Genomic DNA, 16,801 nt, shown 5'->3' with positions numbered 1-16,801 from the left:
CTTTTTTAGCACTTTCAGTTAAAACTGAAGTAAAGAAAAGCTCTTAAGGTTGTGCATGTGTTGAGAAAAGTGCTCATAATAGAAGACACACCAACTATCGCAAAAGTCCAAAAACACATCGCAAGTTCAGTCGGGTACGATGTTGATGTGGCCACGACGCTGGAAAGCGCAAAACGACTCATCAACGACCACAACTATTTTTGTGCTGTTGTAGACTTTGTATTGCCCGATGCAGCTAACGGCGAAGCCATCCCCTATACAGTCAAAGCAAATATTCCTACAATCGTGATGACAGGAAACTTGGAATCAAGTACCCGAGATACAGTTGATAAATACCCAGTCATTGATTATATCACCAAAGAAAACAAACAAGCCTATCAGTATCTAAAAAGACAACTGCAACGGCTACCTCGAAACGAGCAAGTTAAAGTACTTGTCGTTGATGATTCAGCTGCCACTAGAAGACATATAAGCTCATTGTTGCAAAGGCATAAGTATCAAGTTTACGTCGCCGAAGATGGCATAAAGGCGTTAGCAACTTTGAATGATCACCCTGATATAGATGTCATTATTACAGATAATGAAATGCCAAATATGCGCGGTGAAGAGCTTTGCGCAGAAATAAGGCGCTTATACAGCAATGATGATAAAGCAATCATTGGTATTTCAGGCACAGACAATGCCTACTTATCGGCGCGTTTTTTGAAAAGCGGCGCAAATGATTATTTACGCAAGCCTTTTAACCCAGAAGAGTTTTACTGCAGACTAAGCCAAAACGTCGATATGTTAGAAAACATAGCCACAATTCGACGTCAAGCCAACACCGATTATTTAACCCAGTTACCGAATAGACGATATTTTTTTGAACATGCCAGTAAGCAGTTAACTATGAACAGCCGTCAAAATCATGGTTGTATGTTAGCCATGGTTGACATTGACTTTTTCAAAAAAATAAATGACCAGCACGGACATGATGCTGGTGATAAAGTACTGCAATCTATTGGTGAGTGCTTTGAAAAGTTCTTTGAACACGATTTATACGCAAGACTGGGAGGAGAAGAATTTGCAGTATTATTTCGCTCACAAGACAGTGAGAAAAATACTCAACAATTAGAACAATTCAGATTATTTTTAGAAAAAAATAGTAGCTCTTTGACGCCTTACCACATTCCATTTACCGTCTCAATTGGTGTTGCAGACAAAGTAATCGAAAGTATAGATCCCTTAATTAAAATTGCAGATGAAAAGCTTTATGTCGCGAAAGAATCTGGGCGAAATCGAATAGCCTTCTAATTACTAGTAGTTGTACATTAGAAGGCTGAATATCAAGAAGAGTTTACTTCATAGCTGAGCTATTCGACTTACTTGCTTTAAACGAATCAAAACTAAAGAGCAACAACGCCCCCCAGATAAAAGCAAAAGTCACAGCTCTTTCCATATCAAATGATTCACCATAAAAAGTAACGGCTAGCATAAGCATTAAACTTGGTCCGATATACTGGAAAAAGCCCAGTGTAGAGTATGGTAGCCTTTTTGCCGCAGCTGTGAAGCTTAGCAATGGCAGTGTTGTTACCACACCTGCGGCAATAAGTAGCAAGTTTAGCTCTAAACTGTTGGTAAACATATCACTTGTCGGGCTAGGCATCATAACAAACCAATAAATAGCGGCTATTGGGAGTAGAATGGCTGATTCAATCAACAGTCCTGGTAAGGACTCCACTGCCATTTTTTTCCTTAATAGGCCATATATTGCAAAAGAGCATGCTAGCGAAAAAGCTATATAAGGGAAAGACCCAAAGCTAATCAATTGCACCAAGACTCCCGTAGATGCAAGCAATACAGCAACCTTTTGAGCGGCTCTTAACCTTTCAGATAAAAATAGCATGCCAAGAAAAACATTTAATAGAGGGTTAATATAGTAACCTAAGCTTGCATCAAGCATGTAACCGTTATTAACCGCCCATATGAACAATCCCCAGTTAAAGCCAAGTAACAATGCGGTAACTGTAAGCATCATTAAGAGCTTAGGGTTAACCAAAATACTACGCACTTTACGCCAATTATTTCGAAGCCCTATTACAACCAAAACAAAAAGAACGGACCATACGACACGGTGCACAAGGATTTCGAGCGCGTCAACTTGCTCAATAGACTTAAAATAGATAGGTGCTAAGCCCCACATAATAAAGGCGAGTGTTGCATATATATAGCCTTGCTTCGCCTGAGAATCACCCGTCATTTCATTTCCCCAATTACCACCCATATGCGATGAAGGCGAGCATTATACAGATATAAAGAGGTATCACCATGCTGGTTTAAAATTAACACTAACTAGGTAAGCATTGCGTTCTTTACAATGGTGTATCGTTCTCCTGCCATCAAAACTACTTCTGTACCTTTTGACATATACATCCCTGCAATTAGATTTGATTAAAAGTCCCGCAGGCCGACTTAAGAATAATCATAAAAGGAAGACAATTACACTAAAACACTCTAAAATGCGCGCAATGGAAACGCTAGCAACTCAACAATCGTTAACGCCCAAATCGGTGCTGAAAGAGTATTTCGGCTACACCACATTCCGTACGGGACAACAAGAAACTATCGAAGCATGCCTCAGTGGGCGTGACAGCTTAGTATTACTTCCAACTGGCGGAGGTAAATCTCTATGCTATCAAGTTCCAGCACTTATGCTACCTGGGGTAACTATTGTAATCTCTCCCCTTATTTCTCTTATGCAGGATCAAGTAGCTCAATTACAAGCACAAGGTATTGCCGCTGAGTTTGTGAATAACAGTGTTGAGTGGCAGCAGCAGCAACAAATCTATCAGCGACTGCACGCTGGTGAAATAAAACTGCTTTATGTTGCTCCAGAAAAAGTATTACAAAGAGAGTTTTTAGAACGCTTAAGTAGCTTACCATTAGCCTTGTTCGCTATTGATGAAGCGCACTGCGTATCTCATTGGGGGCACGACTTTCGACCTCATTATTGTCGGCTTAATGAGTTAAAGCAAGCGTTCCCAACCGTTCCCACCATGGCATTGACTGCAACTGCTGATATGGCAACGAGAAATGACATAGTTCAGCAGCTGCAATTAAATAACCCATTTATCCATACCGGCAGTTTTGATCGTCCAAATATACGCTACACAATTGAAGAAAAGTTCAAACCACTTTCTCAGTTAATGCGATATTTAAAAACTCAGAAAGGTCAGAGCGGGATCATCTATTGTTCTAGTCGAAGGCGAGTAGATGAAATCGCTGAAAAACTGTCTGAAGGTGGGTTTAACGCAGCAGCGTACCATGCTGGTATGGACAATGAACAACGTCAATTTGTACAAAATGCGTTTGCACGAGACGATGTACAAATTGTTGTTGCAACAGTTGCATTTGGCATGGGGATCAACAAACCCAATGTCAGATTCGTCCTGCACTACGATATTCCAAAAAGCATAGAGTCTTATTATCAAGAGACTGGGCGAGCAGGCAGAGATGGACTTGCAGCGGAAGCCATCATGTACTTTGACCCTGCCGATATCGGTCGAGTCAGACGTTTCTTTGAAGATATTCCTGATGAGCAACGCCGTAAAGTCGAACAGCAAAGATTTAATGCCATGGCTAACTTCGCTGAAGCGCAAACTTGCCGTCGACAGATATTATTAAATTATTTTAGTGAATATCAAAGAGAGCCTTGTGGTAACTGTGATATTTGTTTGAATCCGCCCAAACACTTTGATGCAACCATCGTTGCACAAAAGGCTTTATCTTGTGTATACCGAGCGGAACAACGTTTTGGATTGGGCTATGTCGTGGACTTATTGCGTGGCGCTAACACCGCGCGGATCCGTGACAATCAGCATCACAATCTAAGTACGTACGGTATAGGTAAAGACCAAAGTAATGAATATTGGCTGAGCGTGCTAAGACAGCTTATACACCATGGCTTATTATCTCAAGACATTACACAAGGCGCGACTTTAAAGCTTACAGAAGCAGCCAGAGCAGTATTAAAAGGCGAGTATGTATTAAACTTGGCTGAACCAAGATTGCAAGCCAGTCACGTATATCAAGATAAACTCGCTCAGTTTAATTATGATAGGAAACTCTTTGCAAAACTTCGTAGCCTGCGCAAAGAGTTGGCAGATCAGGATGATGTGCCACCTTATGTTGTATTTAATGATAAAACACTTGCAGAAATGGCTCAGAAAATGCCAACGGATGACAGTGACTTCTTAAAAGTGTCAGGTGTCGGTTTTACCAAGCTCACGAAATATGGTGCGCCATTTATGCAATTAATCCGCAATTATTTAGCCGCAGAATAGCAGAGGACCGCATGACGAATATCATTCAGCTAGATGATGAAAATACCTTGCAAGTCATACCGAGTTTATTTCCTGATAGTGATGATTTTGAATTATGGGGAAGTATCTTTCTTGCAATTGATAAATTGCAAACGATAGAGTTTAACGAAGGTGCAGACCGCCACCAATGGCGCTTTTCTTATTTACAGCAATCATTTTCACTCAACTTTGAATATTACAGCGAAAGCATTTGGATCACACCAGAAGGCACTGAAGCAACAAGCCTGTTGCCAAGCCTACATGAACACTTTTGTTTGAATTTACAACAATAAGATAGACTTGCCTAAGCAGGTATGCCTAACATAAGCCATACTGATTATAACAGTGGCGTTAGGCGTATTTATGGTGATATTCAGGTTCTGCTTTTTTGTTTTTTTAATAAACACGGCATCGAGTGCAGTCATAACGGTCGCGGCACACGAACACTCGACATCAGAAAACCACTGTACAACATACACAAAAACACAACATAACTACAGTTTAGAGCTCAGTTCTGAGTATTCCTTACCAAATAAAAAAAATGCCAAGATCAGTGCCATTGAACTTCATCAACTCAATGTATTCGATACTTCACTACCAGAAGAAGACAATGCCTTATTTCGATTTGCAAATAGAGCGCATATTACAACTAAACCTGATGTAATAAAAAGTGTCTTATTATTTAGTGAACACAGCGACTATGACCCGCAACTTTTAATCGAGTCTGAACGATTGCTTCGACAACAGTCTTATCTTTACGATGCTAGAGTATTTGCTAAAGAAGACTGCAATGGAGATATCATAGTTACTGTGGTGACACGTGACCTTTGGACTCTGTTACCAGATCTGAGCTTTAGCCGCAGTGGTGGTGAAAATTCCAGTCGCATAGGCTTTAGAGAAAGCAACCTATTTGGCTATGGTAAGCGACTGTCATTGACACACATAGAAGATGCAGACCGAAGCGGCTATTTATTTGTTTATGATGATCCAAATATATTATCTTCTCGGTATCAAGGGAGACTAGAGTACTCAGACAATGACGACGGTGAACGCCATCATATTGGCGTTAACTATCCCTTTTTCTCGATACATACACCAATAAGCTATGGCGTCTTCAACTATGGCAACAAACGTATTGAACCTCTATATGAAAATGGAGAAACGGTCTCTGAGTTTGAACAAGACTCGCAAGTTAGCCAAGTTTATTACGGTATTGGTAAAGCAATACATACCAACTGGACGCGTAGAATCATTTTTGGCTACCGAGAACAACAAGATGCATTCAAGAAAGTAATAGAAACTAATCTACCGATTGCTGAGCAGCGAAAACTCAGTTACCCCTACCTTCAAGTGCAGTGGTTACAAACTGAATACATTAAAGTCAGAAATTTTGATTCGATTTACCGCACTGAAGATTTGAATTTAGGCTGGAATATAAATACACAAGTCGGTTACTCAGATGAGTCTATTAGCAATGACGATACAAGATGGGTATTCAACACGACACTCAGTAAAACCCACTACACCAGCACAAAGAGCCTATTTAGAATGAATTTTATCCTAGATGGATATTGGAACCTCGAAAATGATGAAGCGGAAAACCTCATTACACAGCTCAACTTAGAATATCACTTCAATTCAGGTAACTATCAGTCTTGGTACACTCAACTTAACATCACACACGGCAAACACCTCACAGAGGACAAGCAGTTAACACTCGGTGGTGAAACAGGTTTAAGAGGCTTCCCTGCACGATACTTACAAGGAGATAGACGTATCATTTTAAACATCGAAAAAAGATACTATTGGGAGTATGACCTTTTCCAGCTATTTAAAATTGGCGGTGCCGCATACTTTGATATAGGTCGTGTCGATGGAAAAACATTATTTAATGCAAACCATAAGTTTTATAAGAACATTGGATTTGGCATCCGAATGGCACCGAGTAGAGCAAATTCAGGCTTAGTTTTGCATTTAGATTTAGCGGCCCCTATAGACAAGCCAGAAGGGGTTGATAACTTGCAGTGGCATTTTACTGTAAAAAATCGATTTTAAGATTGAGAAAATAGATATGGTTGAGTTCTACTGGCGCTCTCGACAGGGATCGAACCTGTAACTTAGCTTCCGGAGAGCCACGTGATATCCATTTCACCACGAGAGCACAGTACATTAAGCGCTACCATGATAATCACATCTCCATTGAAATACCAGCTTCGATGTGTTCGTATGCTTATTTATTAAACTAAATATGAAAAAACATTACTAGCTACGCCAAAAGTCATATATTTAGCTATGATTAAAGTTCAAAAATAATAAATGTAATTAGATCTTAGTAGCTAATAAGCTACCAACATCATCTTGAGGATTTGTATTATGACCCCTATGACCACTGAGCAAGTTGCTGAATTTTTAAGTGTAAAAGTGGAGCGTGTAAGGCGCCTAGCAAGAGAAAACTTGCTCGTTGCCAAAGAACATGATGACAATGGAGAGCCAATTTTTGACAAGGAAGATGTTGAAAAGTATAAAGAATTAGCCAAAAGGCTAGGCGGGATATAACCTACAATGCCTCGTTAAGCGTTCTCCTTACGGGGCACAATCTAAATTATGTCTATCACACCATGTAATAAATTGCTTCTCTACTATAATAGACTCATCTCTCATTTCCCTATCTTTATACCAGGCAATACAAAGCAACAAATAAACACCTATGTATACATCTAGCTTATTCTTAGCATAGCTGGGTACTGAGGCGCTATTAAAAGCGAAATACCGCGCTAACATCTCTGATAACTGGCTAGAAGATAAATCAAAAGAACAACTTAACGCTGCCAAGTCAAAATACAGATCATTTGCTTGCGCGTATTCAAAATCAATAAAACGTAGGCCAGAAACCGTATTCAAGACATTTTCTTTGACTAAGTCATTGTGACAGTAACGTATCTCAGTCGGAAAAAGGCACAACTGCTCAATTAAATAATTTCCAATCTGCGAAAGAGAAAGCTGTGCCGATGCTCGTTCAACTTCTGCCCGCAAATCTAGTGGATCCATTTCTGTGCAAGAGTAACGATGAACTTCTGTAAGTAACTCAATTAGATCACTTTGAAATATAACCGGCCCCTCCACCGATGTTAAATATTCAAATACAGCGACCCTTTCACTCTCATCTATGTATATCACTTTTTGAGTTAACCCTTGCTGCGCAAAGCAATTTTGCGCAGCAAGGGCTGTCATTGGGATTTCGTTGTCAAAAGCTTTCAATAAACACGCATTATTATCTACTTCAAAATAGAAGTTGATATTGCTAAGTCCTTTATCCAATTTATGAATACACGCAATACTTTTTTCAGGAAACAATTTTCGCAATACGGCCAATGCGCAGTTTAAATCAAAGCTGCGCAAGAGGTTTCCCTTCTCTATTGCTATGCTCTTCGTACCACTTCATATAGCCCCAACATGCCATAAAGGTATAAAAAACATATAGGGCAAGCGTTGGGTAATACCCTTTAAGGTAATAAAGGTACATTGATGCAGCATCAATAACGACCCAATACAGCCAATTTTCTAGGACTTTTTTAGCAACAAGGTAGGTTGTTACCACAGCAAAACAAGTCGTAAAGCTGTCCAAATAGGGTAAGTCAGCATGGGTATAATTGTCTGTCATATATCCCATAAATACCGCGATACAAGCCGTTACAATAATTATCTGAAAGTGTCGAAAGAATGACCAAGAGACTATTTTTGACTCAGTATTTTTATTCCCTGAACGCCACATCCACCAACCTACAAAGGCCATAACCAAATAGTAAAAATGTAACAAAGACTCCATGAGTAATGCACCATTCCAATACATTATGGTGTATATGAATGTACTAAAAAATGCGGCAGGCCAGCACCAGATATTTTCTTTTATCGCCAACAGTAAATAGAGTATCGATAGTACAACTGCGAGATACTCCCAACTGGACATCGCTGTAAACCCAGCAAGTGTTTGAGTGATAAAGTCCATTATGCCTCGGGAGATAAATCGCCAGAAATAAACTTACACACAAAGATGCATTTACCAAACTGCTCAAACGATGCTCTCATTTCAGTCTGTATGACAGACATCACCGCATCATAATCCCCAAAAATCTGCGTCGACATGGTATTTGTAATTACTTTTAAGTTTTCGTGTTGATTAAGACGCTCAATAAAAGATTTAATAAATGGAATATAATCAGAATGAAGTGGGTACTTACTAATTTCAACAGAGAGTTTCATTGAGAATCCTAACTTTAAAAATCAAATTAAATTGCTCAGCAGTTTACATGTAAAAGCGTTACAGAGGAAAATTATCTCACCTTTTACATATTCAAATTAGACGCATTTGCCACAAAACTCCTTGGAAAGTAGTTAATCCAGTCTTGTTGGTAGATAATCAGCCCTTGCCGATTAAAACGCAGTACTGTTGTAAAGCGCCATGGACCAAGGCTCTCCCCACCATAAACAAATGGGTTAAATTGACCACGTAAAACAACCGTTTGTTCTTCCACAGATATAATGGTTTGCTCAATGGAGAGCGTTTTTTTAGAATCTAAAACCTTAATAGGCTCTTTATCCCAATTAAAAAAGCTCGCTAACTGACGCTTATTCTGTGCTTTATGTCCATACATCATATCTTCAAGCACCACACTCTCAGCATAAAGCGATAAAAAATACTGAAAATCACTTCTTGCTTGGTAGGCCTTAATGTAATCCTCAGTCAACTTTGTAAGCCTAGAATGAGTGAGCTCTGTGGTTGTGCTAACACATCCCGAAAGCTGAAGCAGTAATATTAAAAACACAATGCGTGCAAACAATTGCTTTCTCCTCAAGTATAGTAATTACAATATTTAAGTATAAAAAAAGCGCCTTTCTAGCGCTTTCTCAATTATGCTCCAACGATACCTAAAGGCGTTGCGGTTTTCCATTGCCCCCGAGTAAAATCGGGTATTGAAACAGATTCACTTCTGTTAGCGACAGACTGTGCAGACAGCGGAGAAATCACCGACCATGCTGCGCCATCATAGACATCTTGATCAAGCGGTTCACCGTTCCTCAGGCAATAAATCATTCGCCAAAACATCAAAAAGTCCATACCACCATGGCCGCCGTTACGCTCAGCTTCTTTGCCCATTTTAACCCACAGCGGATGATCGTATTTACCATACCAATAATTCATATCTTCATCCCAGTCGTGGAATGATCCTCTTCCACCTTGCTCTAGCGCTATTCTATTCGGAAAGCCTGCAAAAACACCATTAGTCCCCTGAATAAGGTTATGGCGAGAGTATGGGCGAGGTGTTGTCGTATCATGTTGAACAACAATAGAGCGGCCTTTAACGGTTTTAATCATCGTGGTATTCATATCACCACAAATGTAGTCCAATTTATTACGCTGATGACCCGCAGGAAACTCTCTTTGGGCATAGGCTGCACGGCCTAACGCTGGTGAACTCATTGAAGTTAAATAATCAAACCTGTCACCACGGTTAATATTCATGTACTGGGAAACCGGTCCTAAACCATGAGTCGGATACAGGTTTCCATCCCTTCTTGTGTGCCACTCAGTGCGCCAAGAACCTGTCTTGTGCTCTAACTCTTTCATCTGCCAACGTAGCTCATGTATGTAAGCTGCTTCACCGTGTAATAACTCGCCAAAAATGCCTTGGCGAACCATATTAAGTACCATCAGCTCATCTCGGCCATAGTTGACGTTTTCCATCATCATACAGTTTTTCTGTGTCCGCTCAGCGGTATCCACAATTTGCCACATCTCTTCAACAGTCAATGCAAGTGGTACTTCAACAAATGCATGTTTGCCGCTTTCCATTGTGTCTATGGCCATTGGCGCATGCCACTTCCAAGGTGTTGAAATGATCACAATATCAATGTCTTCACGAGCTAACATCTCCTTGTATGCAAACTCACCAGTTCCATACAAGGCTGGCTTTTTAAGGCCTTTATCCGTTAAGAACTTTGCAGAGCGATCCAAAACTTCTTGATGTGTATCACAAATTGCGACTATTTCAGCGCCGTCAATGTGACTCATACGTTTAACATGGCCATAACCGCGCTGCCCGACACCAATAAACGCCACTCGCACAATATCCATTTTAGGGGCTATAAGCCCAATGACAGATTTACCTTTTGGACTTGTTGTTAATGTACTTTGCCCATTGGTTTGTGCACAGCCTGCTACTACACCTGCTGCGGCAGCTACACCTGCAGCCTTGAGAAAATGTCTTCTGTTAATATGCGTCATCAAAAATCCTAAATTACAGCTTTATTTATTATTTATTGCTTTTTAAGTATGGATAGCCTTTTCAGCACAATGCTCTCTATCTGCATTTTACTTAAAATACTTTTCATTATGACAACGCTATCTTATGCGACAACAAGAAGCAAAAGGATGCGACTAAATAAATTGAAGTTCTCCAACTATGAAGATGAAAGCTTATAAGGTATATGAAGCTGTTGAGAATAAACTATTGATAAGCGCGTTTTCCAACGCAAAGATAAACTAGGGAGGCATTTTAGTAGAAAAGCCTGATGACAAAGTCACCAGGCATAATAAATACAATGGCTGATTAAATTAGCTGATCAACGCACTTAATAACTTTTCTTTGCGTAAAATGTCTTGGTAAAGCGCAAACTGGTTTCGCGCTCTTTCCAAATTATGCTTTTCATGCTTTGTTGAAAAGTAATTATCGCCATCCAAATAGTCCGTTAGGAAACGTATGCCAATCATTAACGGCATAACTTTAGCGCCGAGAATTAAGCTTTGCCTCTCCACATCTGTTAGCTTATCAGAAACTTCAGCTATGTAGCCTTTGACAATTGCTTCAAAAATCTCAACTCGTACTACTACATTATCTAAATTGGTAGAATCTTCAGCCTCAGGAGAGCAAAAAGTGCGAACCATATCACCAAAATCATACAGCCAATAGCCTGGCATACAAGTATCTAAGTCGATAACTGCCTTGGCTTTGTTGGTAGAAGCGTCAAACAACATATTATTTATTTTAGTATCGTTGTGACAAACGCGAAGTGGTAACGCCGCTTCAATCTGTTTCACTTCCTGCGCAAGATCAAATTGTGACTGGCAAAACTCAATATCTTTTAGACAACTAGATACGCGGCCTACAGGATCTTGCTTAATAATTGCTTGCAACTTTTCAATTCTCATAGCTAAGTTATGAAAATCGGGGATAACGGTGAACAGCTGTTTAGCATCAAAGTCATTTAAGGCATTAGCAAAGCTACCAAAGGCTCCAGCAGCGGTTTGTGCTTTTACGACACAATCTACAACATCTTCACTGAAGCTTTTGCCTATAAATTCAAGCGCTCGCCAAACTTCACCCTGGTGTTCAACTAGAAAATTTCCCGAATGTGTTGGCACATGTTTTATTATCCCGAGATCATAAGAGCCCGCCGTCGACTTCGACACTAAATGCTGCTCTATTAAACGAGCATTTTCTACCAATTGCTCTGGTTCAGGAAATACTGTGGTGTTGAGTTTTTGAACTACCAAAACTCGCTCACTATCTTTTAAAAGCATTGTGGTATTTATATGACCACTACCAATAGGCTTCATTGAGATTTCTTCACCGCACAAACCAAACTGTAATGCCAAATGTTCGGCGATCGAACGATATTCCATACTAACCCTATAAACTGGCTTTTTAACTAAACTTGCGGTTAACTCATCCGTGACGTAGTTCATATATTTTTCCTGCGACACTATCTAATTCTTCTTTGTAAGTAACACCAAACCACTCATCTTTCGTTTTATAAACACGAACTGCGGCATGGCCTAAATTTATCATATGCTGAATACAATCGGGAAGATAATACTCTTTTTTGACATCGCTGTCATGAGATTCTAAGAATTGACCAAACTGAGACTCTAATTTGTCAAAAAGTGATTGAGTGACTCCCCAACATGTCATTGAAACAAGGCTATCCTCTTCAATGGGTGTCTCTACATTGTTAAAGACACCGACATAACCTTCATCCACTTCACGTATATTTAGGTATTCATGCACTTGCGTAAGGTAGTTTTCAGACAAAGCACATATACCTCTATTAACACCGCCAAGTTCTGACATTGTCTGTGTTAAAGGATAGGCTACTATGGCCATTTCGCTAGTATTTTGATCTGTATTACAAAAATGCGCACACAGCTGAGTGTATGCGCCTGCTCCATAGTAGTCATCAGCAGTAATCACTATGGCATTACCATCAATGAATGGTTTAGCGCACAGCAAAGCATGCCCTGTTCCCCATGGTTTTGTGCGTTTGTCTGCTATATTTTTAAATCGCGATGGCACCATATCAATTGATTGCTCAATCAAATCTACTTTCATAGATTTTGGTAGCCTAGGCATAATGACACGCTCTATTACGGGCCTGACTGTTTCATTTATCACTAAAACAGCATGGCGAACACCGGCTGCGTAGGCATCCTCTATACTGAGTTCCATGATTGTTCTACCTATTTTAGGTAGTTCAGCAACTTGCTTACCTCCGCCAAAACGGGTACCTAACCCGCCAGCAAGGACAACCAATGTAGGTAATTCTGCGCTTGTCATTTAAATTTAATTCAAAGTTGAAAACTGACGGGCAGTCTACCTAGCTTTTTTACAAAATTAAAGCAATTGCAAAAATTGCATTGTTCCAAAAACACTTTTTTCGATAACGTGAATGATTTTATAATTAAAATCATTTTTTATATGTACTGACAAAAATACTTTGTCTCTAAATACTCATCGATACCCTCTATGCCACCCTCTCTACCCAAGCCGGACTCTTTCATTCCCCCAAAAGGTGCGGCGGGGTTAGAAATTGCACCTTCATTAATACCGACCATACCGAAGCTTAGCGCTTTAGAGACACGTGAAACCTGCTTCATGCTTGCCGAATAAACATATGCTGCCAACCCAGCATCAACTGCATTTGCCAGTGAGGTAACTTGAGGCTCAGAATCAAACTCAATAATACTAACTACAGGTGCAAATATCTCACTGTGGAATATTTTCATATCTGGAACAACCCGATCTAGTATCACTGGCGACATAAAAGCTCCAGTTTGCAGTTCTTCAGTATTTTTAACAATACAGTTTGCACCTGCTGCAATCGCACCTGCCACTAATTCACTGGCTTTTGCTTTCGCAGCCTGATTAATTAGTGGCCCAATATCTGAGTCTACAATTAAACCATTGCCAACTTTTAGGGAATCAACACGGCGTATAAGTTGTTCTAGAAACTCTGCTTTGATATCACGATGAACAAACACCCGATTTGCTGCAATGCAGGTTTGCCCAGCATTACGGAACTTCGCAATCATTAGCCCGTCAATGGCAGACTCAATATTGGCACTTTCAAAGACAATAAACGGTGCATTACCGCCAAGCTCTAACGAAGCACGCTTCATAGTATCTACACACTGAGCATAGAGTAACTTGCCCACATGAGTTGAGCCAGTAAAAGTGAGTTTTCTAATGACTTTTTTGCTATTTAAATGCTTAATTAATTCCTGTGGATTATCATTCACTAAAACTTGAAATGCGCCCTGCTCTATTCCTGCTTGAAGCGCTAATCTTGCCAATTCAATGGCACTTAATGGAGTCAACTCTGACGGTTTTAAAATAAAGCTGCACCCCGCAGCATAAGCTGGTGCGACCTTTCGGGTCACCATAGCCAAAGGAAAATTCCATGGCGTTATCCCAAGCACTACACCAACGCCTTGCTTATGGGTGGTGATTTGATGATTCGGTGTGTGTGCTGGTATGACAGTGCCGCAGACCCTTTCTGCCTGTTGAGCAAACCAGCGTACATAGCCCGCCGCATATACAACCTCAGCCTTGGACTCTTGTATCGGCTTACCTTGCTCCAAAGTTACCAATTCAGCTAGGCGAGATTGGTTGTCCATGATCAGTTGATACCACTTATAGAGTATATTGCTACGCGCTTGAGCTGTTGTTGTTTTCAGTTGCTCAAAGCATTCTCTGGCAACCTCTACAGCAAAGTCAGCATCAACTGTATTGACTTGTGTCACATTAGCCAATAACGAATCATCAGCAGGGTTGCGCACAGATAATAGCTCATGACTGTGATGGTCTATTCCATTGATGAGCGAGTACGCGGTTTGTCCTTTTTTAAACATCATTCTATGCTCCAAACAAAAAAGGCTGTAGTGGTTAGCTACAGCCTTTTAAAACAGTGTTTATGAATTAGTGCTCTTCATTAACGATATTAAGATTATACTTTGGTATCTCGACCACTAAATCTTCATCGTTAATGACGGCTTGGCAACCTAGGCGCGATTCTGGCTCTAAACCCCATGCCTTGTCCAGCATGTCATCTTCCAGCTCATCACTTTCTTCCATTGAGTCAAAGCCTTCTCTGATAACAACGTGACACGTTGTGCATGCACATGACTTTTCACATGCATGAGGAATACTTATCCCATTTTTTAACGCGACATCTAATACTGTATCGCCAGATTTTGCATCAATTGCCGCGCCCTCAGGACAAAGCTCTTCATGGGGTAAAAAGATAATTTGTGGCATATTAAACCTCGTCTACTGACTGACCTTGCAGTGCCTGTTTGATTGATACATCCATGCGGCGAGATGCAAATTCACTACTTGCTTCATCTACCACTTCAATTGCATGCTTAATTGCATCTGGATCAGACGCATTTTGGCGTTTGTCATCTAACATCGCCATAGCCTCTCTCAGGCTATTTAACTCTTGTTCATTTAATAAAGCTGATTCTGTTGCCAAAGATGCCTCTAACGCTTCAAGTACTCTGAGCGCTTCAACTTGCTGCTCTTTGAGCATACGCGCCTGCATATCCTCTTTGGCAAAACTCATTGAGTCTTGTAGCATTTGAGCAACTTGGTCATCACTTAAACCAAATGATGGTTTAACTTGGATATCTGCTTGCACACCCGTCGACTTCTCACTTGCTGAAACGCTCAATAAGCCATCGGCATCGACTTTAAAAGTCACCCGAATGTGTGCAGCGCCTGCAGCCATCGCAGGAATGCCTTTGAGGCTGAATTTCGCCAGTGAACGGCAATCATCAACCAACTCACGCTCACCCTGCAGAACATGCAGTGACATGGCAGTTTGGCCATCCTTAAACGTCGTGAACTCCTGTGCACGCGCAACTGGAATAGTTGTATTGCGAGGAATGATCTTCTCTACCAAGCCACCCATGGTTTCTAAACCCAAAGATAGCGGTAAAACATCCAATAGCAGCATATCTGAATCAGGTTTGTTGCCCGCTAAGATATCAGCTTGAATGGCCGCGCCAATTGCAACCACACGATCAGGGTCAATTGATGTGAGTGGTTCTTTTTCAAAAAACTCACCAACCGCTTCACGAATAACTGGCATACGCGTTGAGCCGCCCACCATCACCGCTTCTAAGACTTCTTCTTTGCTCACAGCCGCATCTTTTAATGCTCTGCGACATGCACGTAATGTCTGTTTTACAAGCGGCGCAACAAGCTCGGCAAATTGACCACGCGTAACAGAAACTAAATGCGCTTCACCGCGAAGTTCAAGCTTTACATTGACCGTTTCATACCCACTCAACGCTTCTTTACAAGCTTTGGCTTTTTGAATAAGCAAGCGCAGCTCTTGTGGTGTTAATTCACTCAGTTGTAATGTTGACTTAAAATGTTCAACAAGCACTGCGTCAAAGTCATCACCGCCTAAGCTTGAATCACCACCCGTTGCCAATACTTCAAAGACACCTTGGTTTAAGCGCAGAATTGAAATATCAAAGGTACCACCGCCCAAGTCATAAACAGCAATCACACCTTCTTGACCAGAGTCCAAACCGTAAGCGACAGCGGCTGCTGTTGGTTCATTTAATAGGCGTAGCACTTTTAAACCTGCGATTTCTGCAGCATCTTTAGTGCTTTGTCTTTGCGCATCATCAAAATAAGCAGGTACCGTAATTACGCTTCCCACAATTTCTTGTCCAGCAAAGCTGTCTGTTGCTCTTTGATGTAATGATTTTAAAATTTCAGCAGATGCTTGAATTGGATTGATTGGACCAGCCACAGTGTTTACAGCCAGTGCACCTTGGTGCTCAACGAACTCATAAGGCAAGTTTTGATAACGTGAGGTTACTTCTGAAACGGATTTACCTAAAAAGCGTTTCACTGAAATAAGCGTATTTGTTGGGTCTTCTACAGCAGCTTGCTGCGCTTGTTGGCCAACAGTCACGCTGTCTGCATGATATCTAACAACAGAAGGCAACATGGCTTCGCCATTAATATCCGCTAGCGCTCTGGCTTCACCACTTTGTACTGTGGCCACCAAAGAGTTAGTAGTACCTAAGTCGATACCTATTGCCAATTTATGTTCGTGAGGTGCCGCGCTCTGCCCCGGCTCAGCAATTTGCAATAATGCCATAGTAC

The 16,801-nt window shown here is 40.8% G+C and carries 16 protein-coding genes and 1 tRNA gene; 5 read left to right on the top strand and 12 right to left on the bottom strand.

The features are described from left to right. Nucleotides 1-57: 57 nt before the first annotated feature. Nucleotides 58-1,293 carry a diguanylate cyclase gene (locus AC2CZC_RS10970; protein ID WP_484581812.1) on the top strand — a complete coding sequence of 412 codons (1,236 nt, stop codon included), beginning with the start codon at nucleotides 58-60 and terminating at the stop codon, nucleotides 1,291-1,293. A gap of 43 nt (nucleotides 1,294-1,336) precedes the next feature. On the opposite strand, the gene rarD is transcribed toward AC2CZC_RS10970, so the two are convergent. Next, entirely contained in the window at nucleotides 1,337-2,239 is a 903-nt protein-coding gene (rarD, locus tag AC2CZC_RS10965; RefSeq protein WP_484581811.1) for an EamA family transporter RarD, read from the bottom strand. 259 nt (nucleotides 2,240-2,498) lie between these two features. Between rarD and recQ the strand changes: the two genes are divergently transcribed. The 3 genes from recQ to AC2CZC_RS10950 all read left to right on the top strand — a co-directional run bounded on the left by recQ (nucleotide 2,499) and on the right by AC2CZC_RS10950 (nucleotide 6,395). Beyond that, the gene (gene recQ, locus AC2CZC_RS10960) at nucleotides 2,499-4,322 is read left to right on the top strand and encodes a DNA helicase RecQ (RefSeq protein ID WP_440589551.1); all 1,824 of its coding nucleotides are present in this window, start codon (nucleotides 2,499-2,501) and stop codon (nucleotides 4,320-4,322) included. A gap of 11 nt (nucleotides 4,323-4,333) precedes the next feature. Further along, nucleotides 4,334-4,633: a DUF3630 family protein gene (locus AC2CZC_RS10955; protein WP_484581810.1), complete on the top strand. Its 300-nt coding sequence runs from the start codon at nucleotides 4,334-4,336 to the stop codon at nucleotides 4,631-4,633. A 70-nt stretch (nucleotides 4,634-4,703) separates the two neighbouring features. Continuing rightward, nucleotides 4,704-6,395 (top strand): BamA/TamA family outer membrane protein, encoded by a 1,692-nt coding sequence (locus tag AC2CZC_RS10950; protein ID WP_484581809.1) that lies wholly within the window; start codon nucleotides 4,704-4,706, stop codon nucleotides 6,393-6,395. Nucleotides 6,396-6,426: 31 nt separating this feature from the next. Here the strand turns inward: AC2CZC_RS10950 and AC2CZC_RS10945 are convergent. Then, nucleotides 6,427-6,501, bottom strand: a tRNA-Arg gene (locus tag AC2CZC_RS10945). A gap of 212 nt (nucleotides 6,502-6,713) precedes the next feature. Between AC2CZC_RS10945 and AC2CZC_RS10940 the strand changes: the two genes are divergently transcribed. Continuing rightward, nucleotides 6,714-6,896 (top strand): helix-turn-helix domain-containing protein, encoded by a 183-nt coding sequence (locus AC2CZC_RS10940; RefSeq protein ID WP_237138423.1) that lies wholly within the window; start codon nucleotides 6,714-6,716, stop codon nucleotides 6,894-6,896. A 27-nt stretch (nucleotides 6,897-6,923) separates the two neighbouring features. Here the strand turns inward: AC2CZC_RS10940 and AC2CZC_RS10935 are convergent, their stop codons facing one another. From AC2CZC_RS10935 to hscA, 10 genes are all read right to left on the bottom strand, one after another. Then, the gene (locus tag AC2CZC_RS10935; RefSeq protein ID WP_484581808.1) at nucleotides 6,924-7,739 is read right to left on the bottom strand and encodes a phosphotransferase; all 816 of its coding nucleotides are present in this window, start codon (nucleotides 7,737-7,739) and stop codon (nucleotides 6,924-6,926) included. After that, complete coding sequence (pnuC, locus tag AC2CZC_RS10930) at nucleotides 7,726-8,346, bottom strand: nicotinamide riboside transporter PnuC (RefSeq protein WP_484581807.1); 621 nt, start codon at nucleotides 8,344-8,346, stop codon at nucleotides 7,726-7,728. Before pnuC ends, AC2CZC_RS10935 begins: the two co-directional genes overlap by 14 nt. After that, the gene (locus AC2CZC_RS10925) at nucleotides 8,346-8,600 is read right to left on the bottom strand and encodes a YkoF family thiamine/hydroxymethylpyrimidine-binding protein (protein WP_484581806.1); all 255 of its coding nucleotides are present in this window, start codon (nucleotides 8,598-8,600) and stop codon (nucleotides 8,346-8,348) included. Before AC2CZC_RS10925 ends, pnuC begins: the two co-directional genes overlap by 1 nt. 83 nt (nucleotides 8,601-8,683) lie before the next feature. Further along, on the bottom strand, nucleotides 8,684-9,178 hold the full coding sequence (locus AC2CZC_RS10920; protein WP_484581805.1) for a nuclear transport factor 2 family protein: 495 nt from the start codon (nucleotides 9,176-9,178) through the stop codon (nucleotides 8,684-8,686). A 71-nt stretch (nucleotides 9,179-9,249) separates the two neighbouring features. After that, nucleotides 9,250-10,623, bottom strand: a complete 1,374-nt coding sequence (locus tag AC2CZC_RS10915; protein ID WP_484581804.1) for a Gfo/Idh/MocA family protein — start codon at nucleotides 10,621-10,623, stop codon at nucleotides 9,250-9,252. 330 nt (nucleotides 10,624-10,953) lie between these two features. Further along, nucleotides 10,954-12,021: a phosphotransferase enzyme family protein gene (locus AC2CZC_RS10910; RefSeq protein ID WP_484584877.1), complete on the bottom strand. Its 1,068-nt coding sequence runs from the start codon at nucleotides 12,019-12,021 to the stop codon at nucleotides 10,954-10,956. Between the two features lie 43 nt (nucleotides 12,022-12,064). Further along, nucleotides 12,065-12,952, bottom strand: a complete 888-nt coding sequence (locus AC2CZC_RS10905) for a sugar phosphate nucleotidyltransferase (protein ID WP_484581803.1) — start codon at nucleotides 12,950-12,952, stop codon at nucleotides 12,065-12,067. Nucleotides 12,953-13,089: 137 nt separating this feature from the next. Continuing rightward, nucleotides 13,090-14,526 carry an NAD-dependent succinate-semialdehyde dehydrogenase gene (locus AC2CZC_RS10900; RefSeq protein ID WP_484584876.1) on the bottom strand — a complete coding sequence of 479 codons (1,437 nt, stop codon included), beginning with the start codon at nucleotides 14,524-14,526 and terminating at the stop codon, nucleotides 13,090-13,092. Nucleotides 14,527-14,593: 67 nt separating this feature from the next. Then, on the bottom strand, nucleotides 14,594-14,932 hold the full coding sequence (gene fdx / locus AC2CZC_RS10895; RefSeq protein WP_046357978.1) for an ISC system 2Fe-2S type ferredoxin: 339 nt from the start codon (nucleotides 14,930-14,932) through the stop codon (nucleotides 14,594-14,596). A gap of 1 nt (nucleotide 14,933) precedes the next feature. After that, nucleotides 14,934-16,796, bottom strand: coding sequence for a Fe-S protein assembly chaperone HscA (gene hscA / locus AC2CZC_RS10890; protein WP_484581802.1), 1,863 nt, complete (start codon nucleotides 16,794-16,796; stop codon nucleotides 14,934-14,936). Between the last annotated feature and the right edge of the window lie 5 nt (nucleotides 16,797-16,801).

The organism is Pseudoalteromonas sp. MMG033 (assembly GCF_057197785.1).
The sequence above is the reverse complement of the archived record's forward strand: the minus strand, read 5'-3'. Positions and strand labels throughout refer to the sequence as shown.

Bases quoted from the DNA above. Each gene is read 5' to 3' on its own strand.
- hscA (WP_484581802.1), bottom strand. From the start codon at position 16,796: ATGGCATTATTGCAAATTGCTGAGCCGGGGCAGAGCGCGGCACCTCAC.
- fdx (WP_046357978.1), bottom strand. From the start codon at position 14,932: ATGCCACAAATTATCTTTTTACCCCATGAAGAGCTTTGTCCTGAGGGC.
- recQ (WP_440589551.1), top strand. From the start codon at position 2,499: ATGCGCGCAATGGAAACGCTAGCAACTCAACAATCGTTAACGCCCAAA.
- AC2CZC_RS10950 (WP_484581809.1), top strand. From the start codon at position 4,704: ATGGTGATATTCAGGTTCTGCTTTTTTGTTTTTTTAATAAACACGGCA.
- rarD (WP_484581811.1), bottom strand. From the start codon at position 2,239: ATGACGGGTGATTCTCAGGCGAAGCAAGGCTATATATATGCAACACTC.
- pnuC (WP_484581807.1), bottom strand. From the start codon at position 8,346: ATGGACTTTATCACTCAAACACTTGCTGGGTTTACAGCGATGTCCAGT.
- AC2CZC_RS10955 (WP_484581810.1), top strand. From the start codon at position 4,334: ATGACGAATATCATTCAGCTAGATGATGAAAATACCTTGCAAGTCATA.
- AC2CZC_RS10905 (WP_484581803.1), bottom strand. From the start codon at position 12,952: ATGACAAGCGCAGAATTACCTACATTGGTTGTCCTTGCTGGCGGGTTA.
- AC2CZC_RS10910 (WP_484584877.1), bottom strand. From the start codon at position 12,021: ATGGAATATCGTTCGATCGCCGAACATTTGGCATTACAGTTTGGTTTG.
- AC2CZC_RS10915 (WP_484581804.1), bottom strand. From the start codon at position 10,623: ATGACGCATATTAACAGAAGACATTTTCTCAAGGCTGCAGGTGTAGCT.
- AC2CZC_RS10940 (WP_237138423.1), top strand. From the start codon at position 6,714: ATGACCCCTATGACCACTGAGCAAGTTGCTGAATTTTTAAGTGTAAAA.
- AC2CZC_RS10925 (WP_484581806.1), bottom strand. From the start codon at position 8,600: ATGAAACTCTCTGTTGAAATTAGTAAGTACCCACTTCATTCTGATTAT.
- AC2CZC_RS10900 (WP_484584876.1), bottom strand. From the start codon at position 14,526: ATGTTTAAAAAAGGACAAACCGCGTACTCGCTCATCAATGGAATAGAC.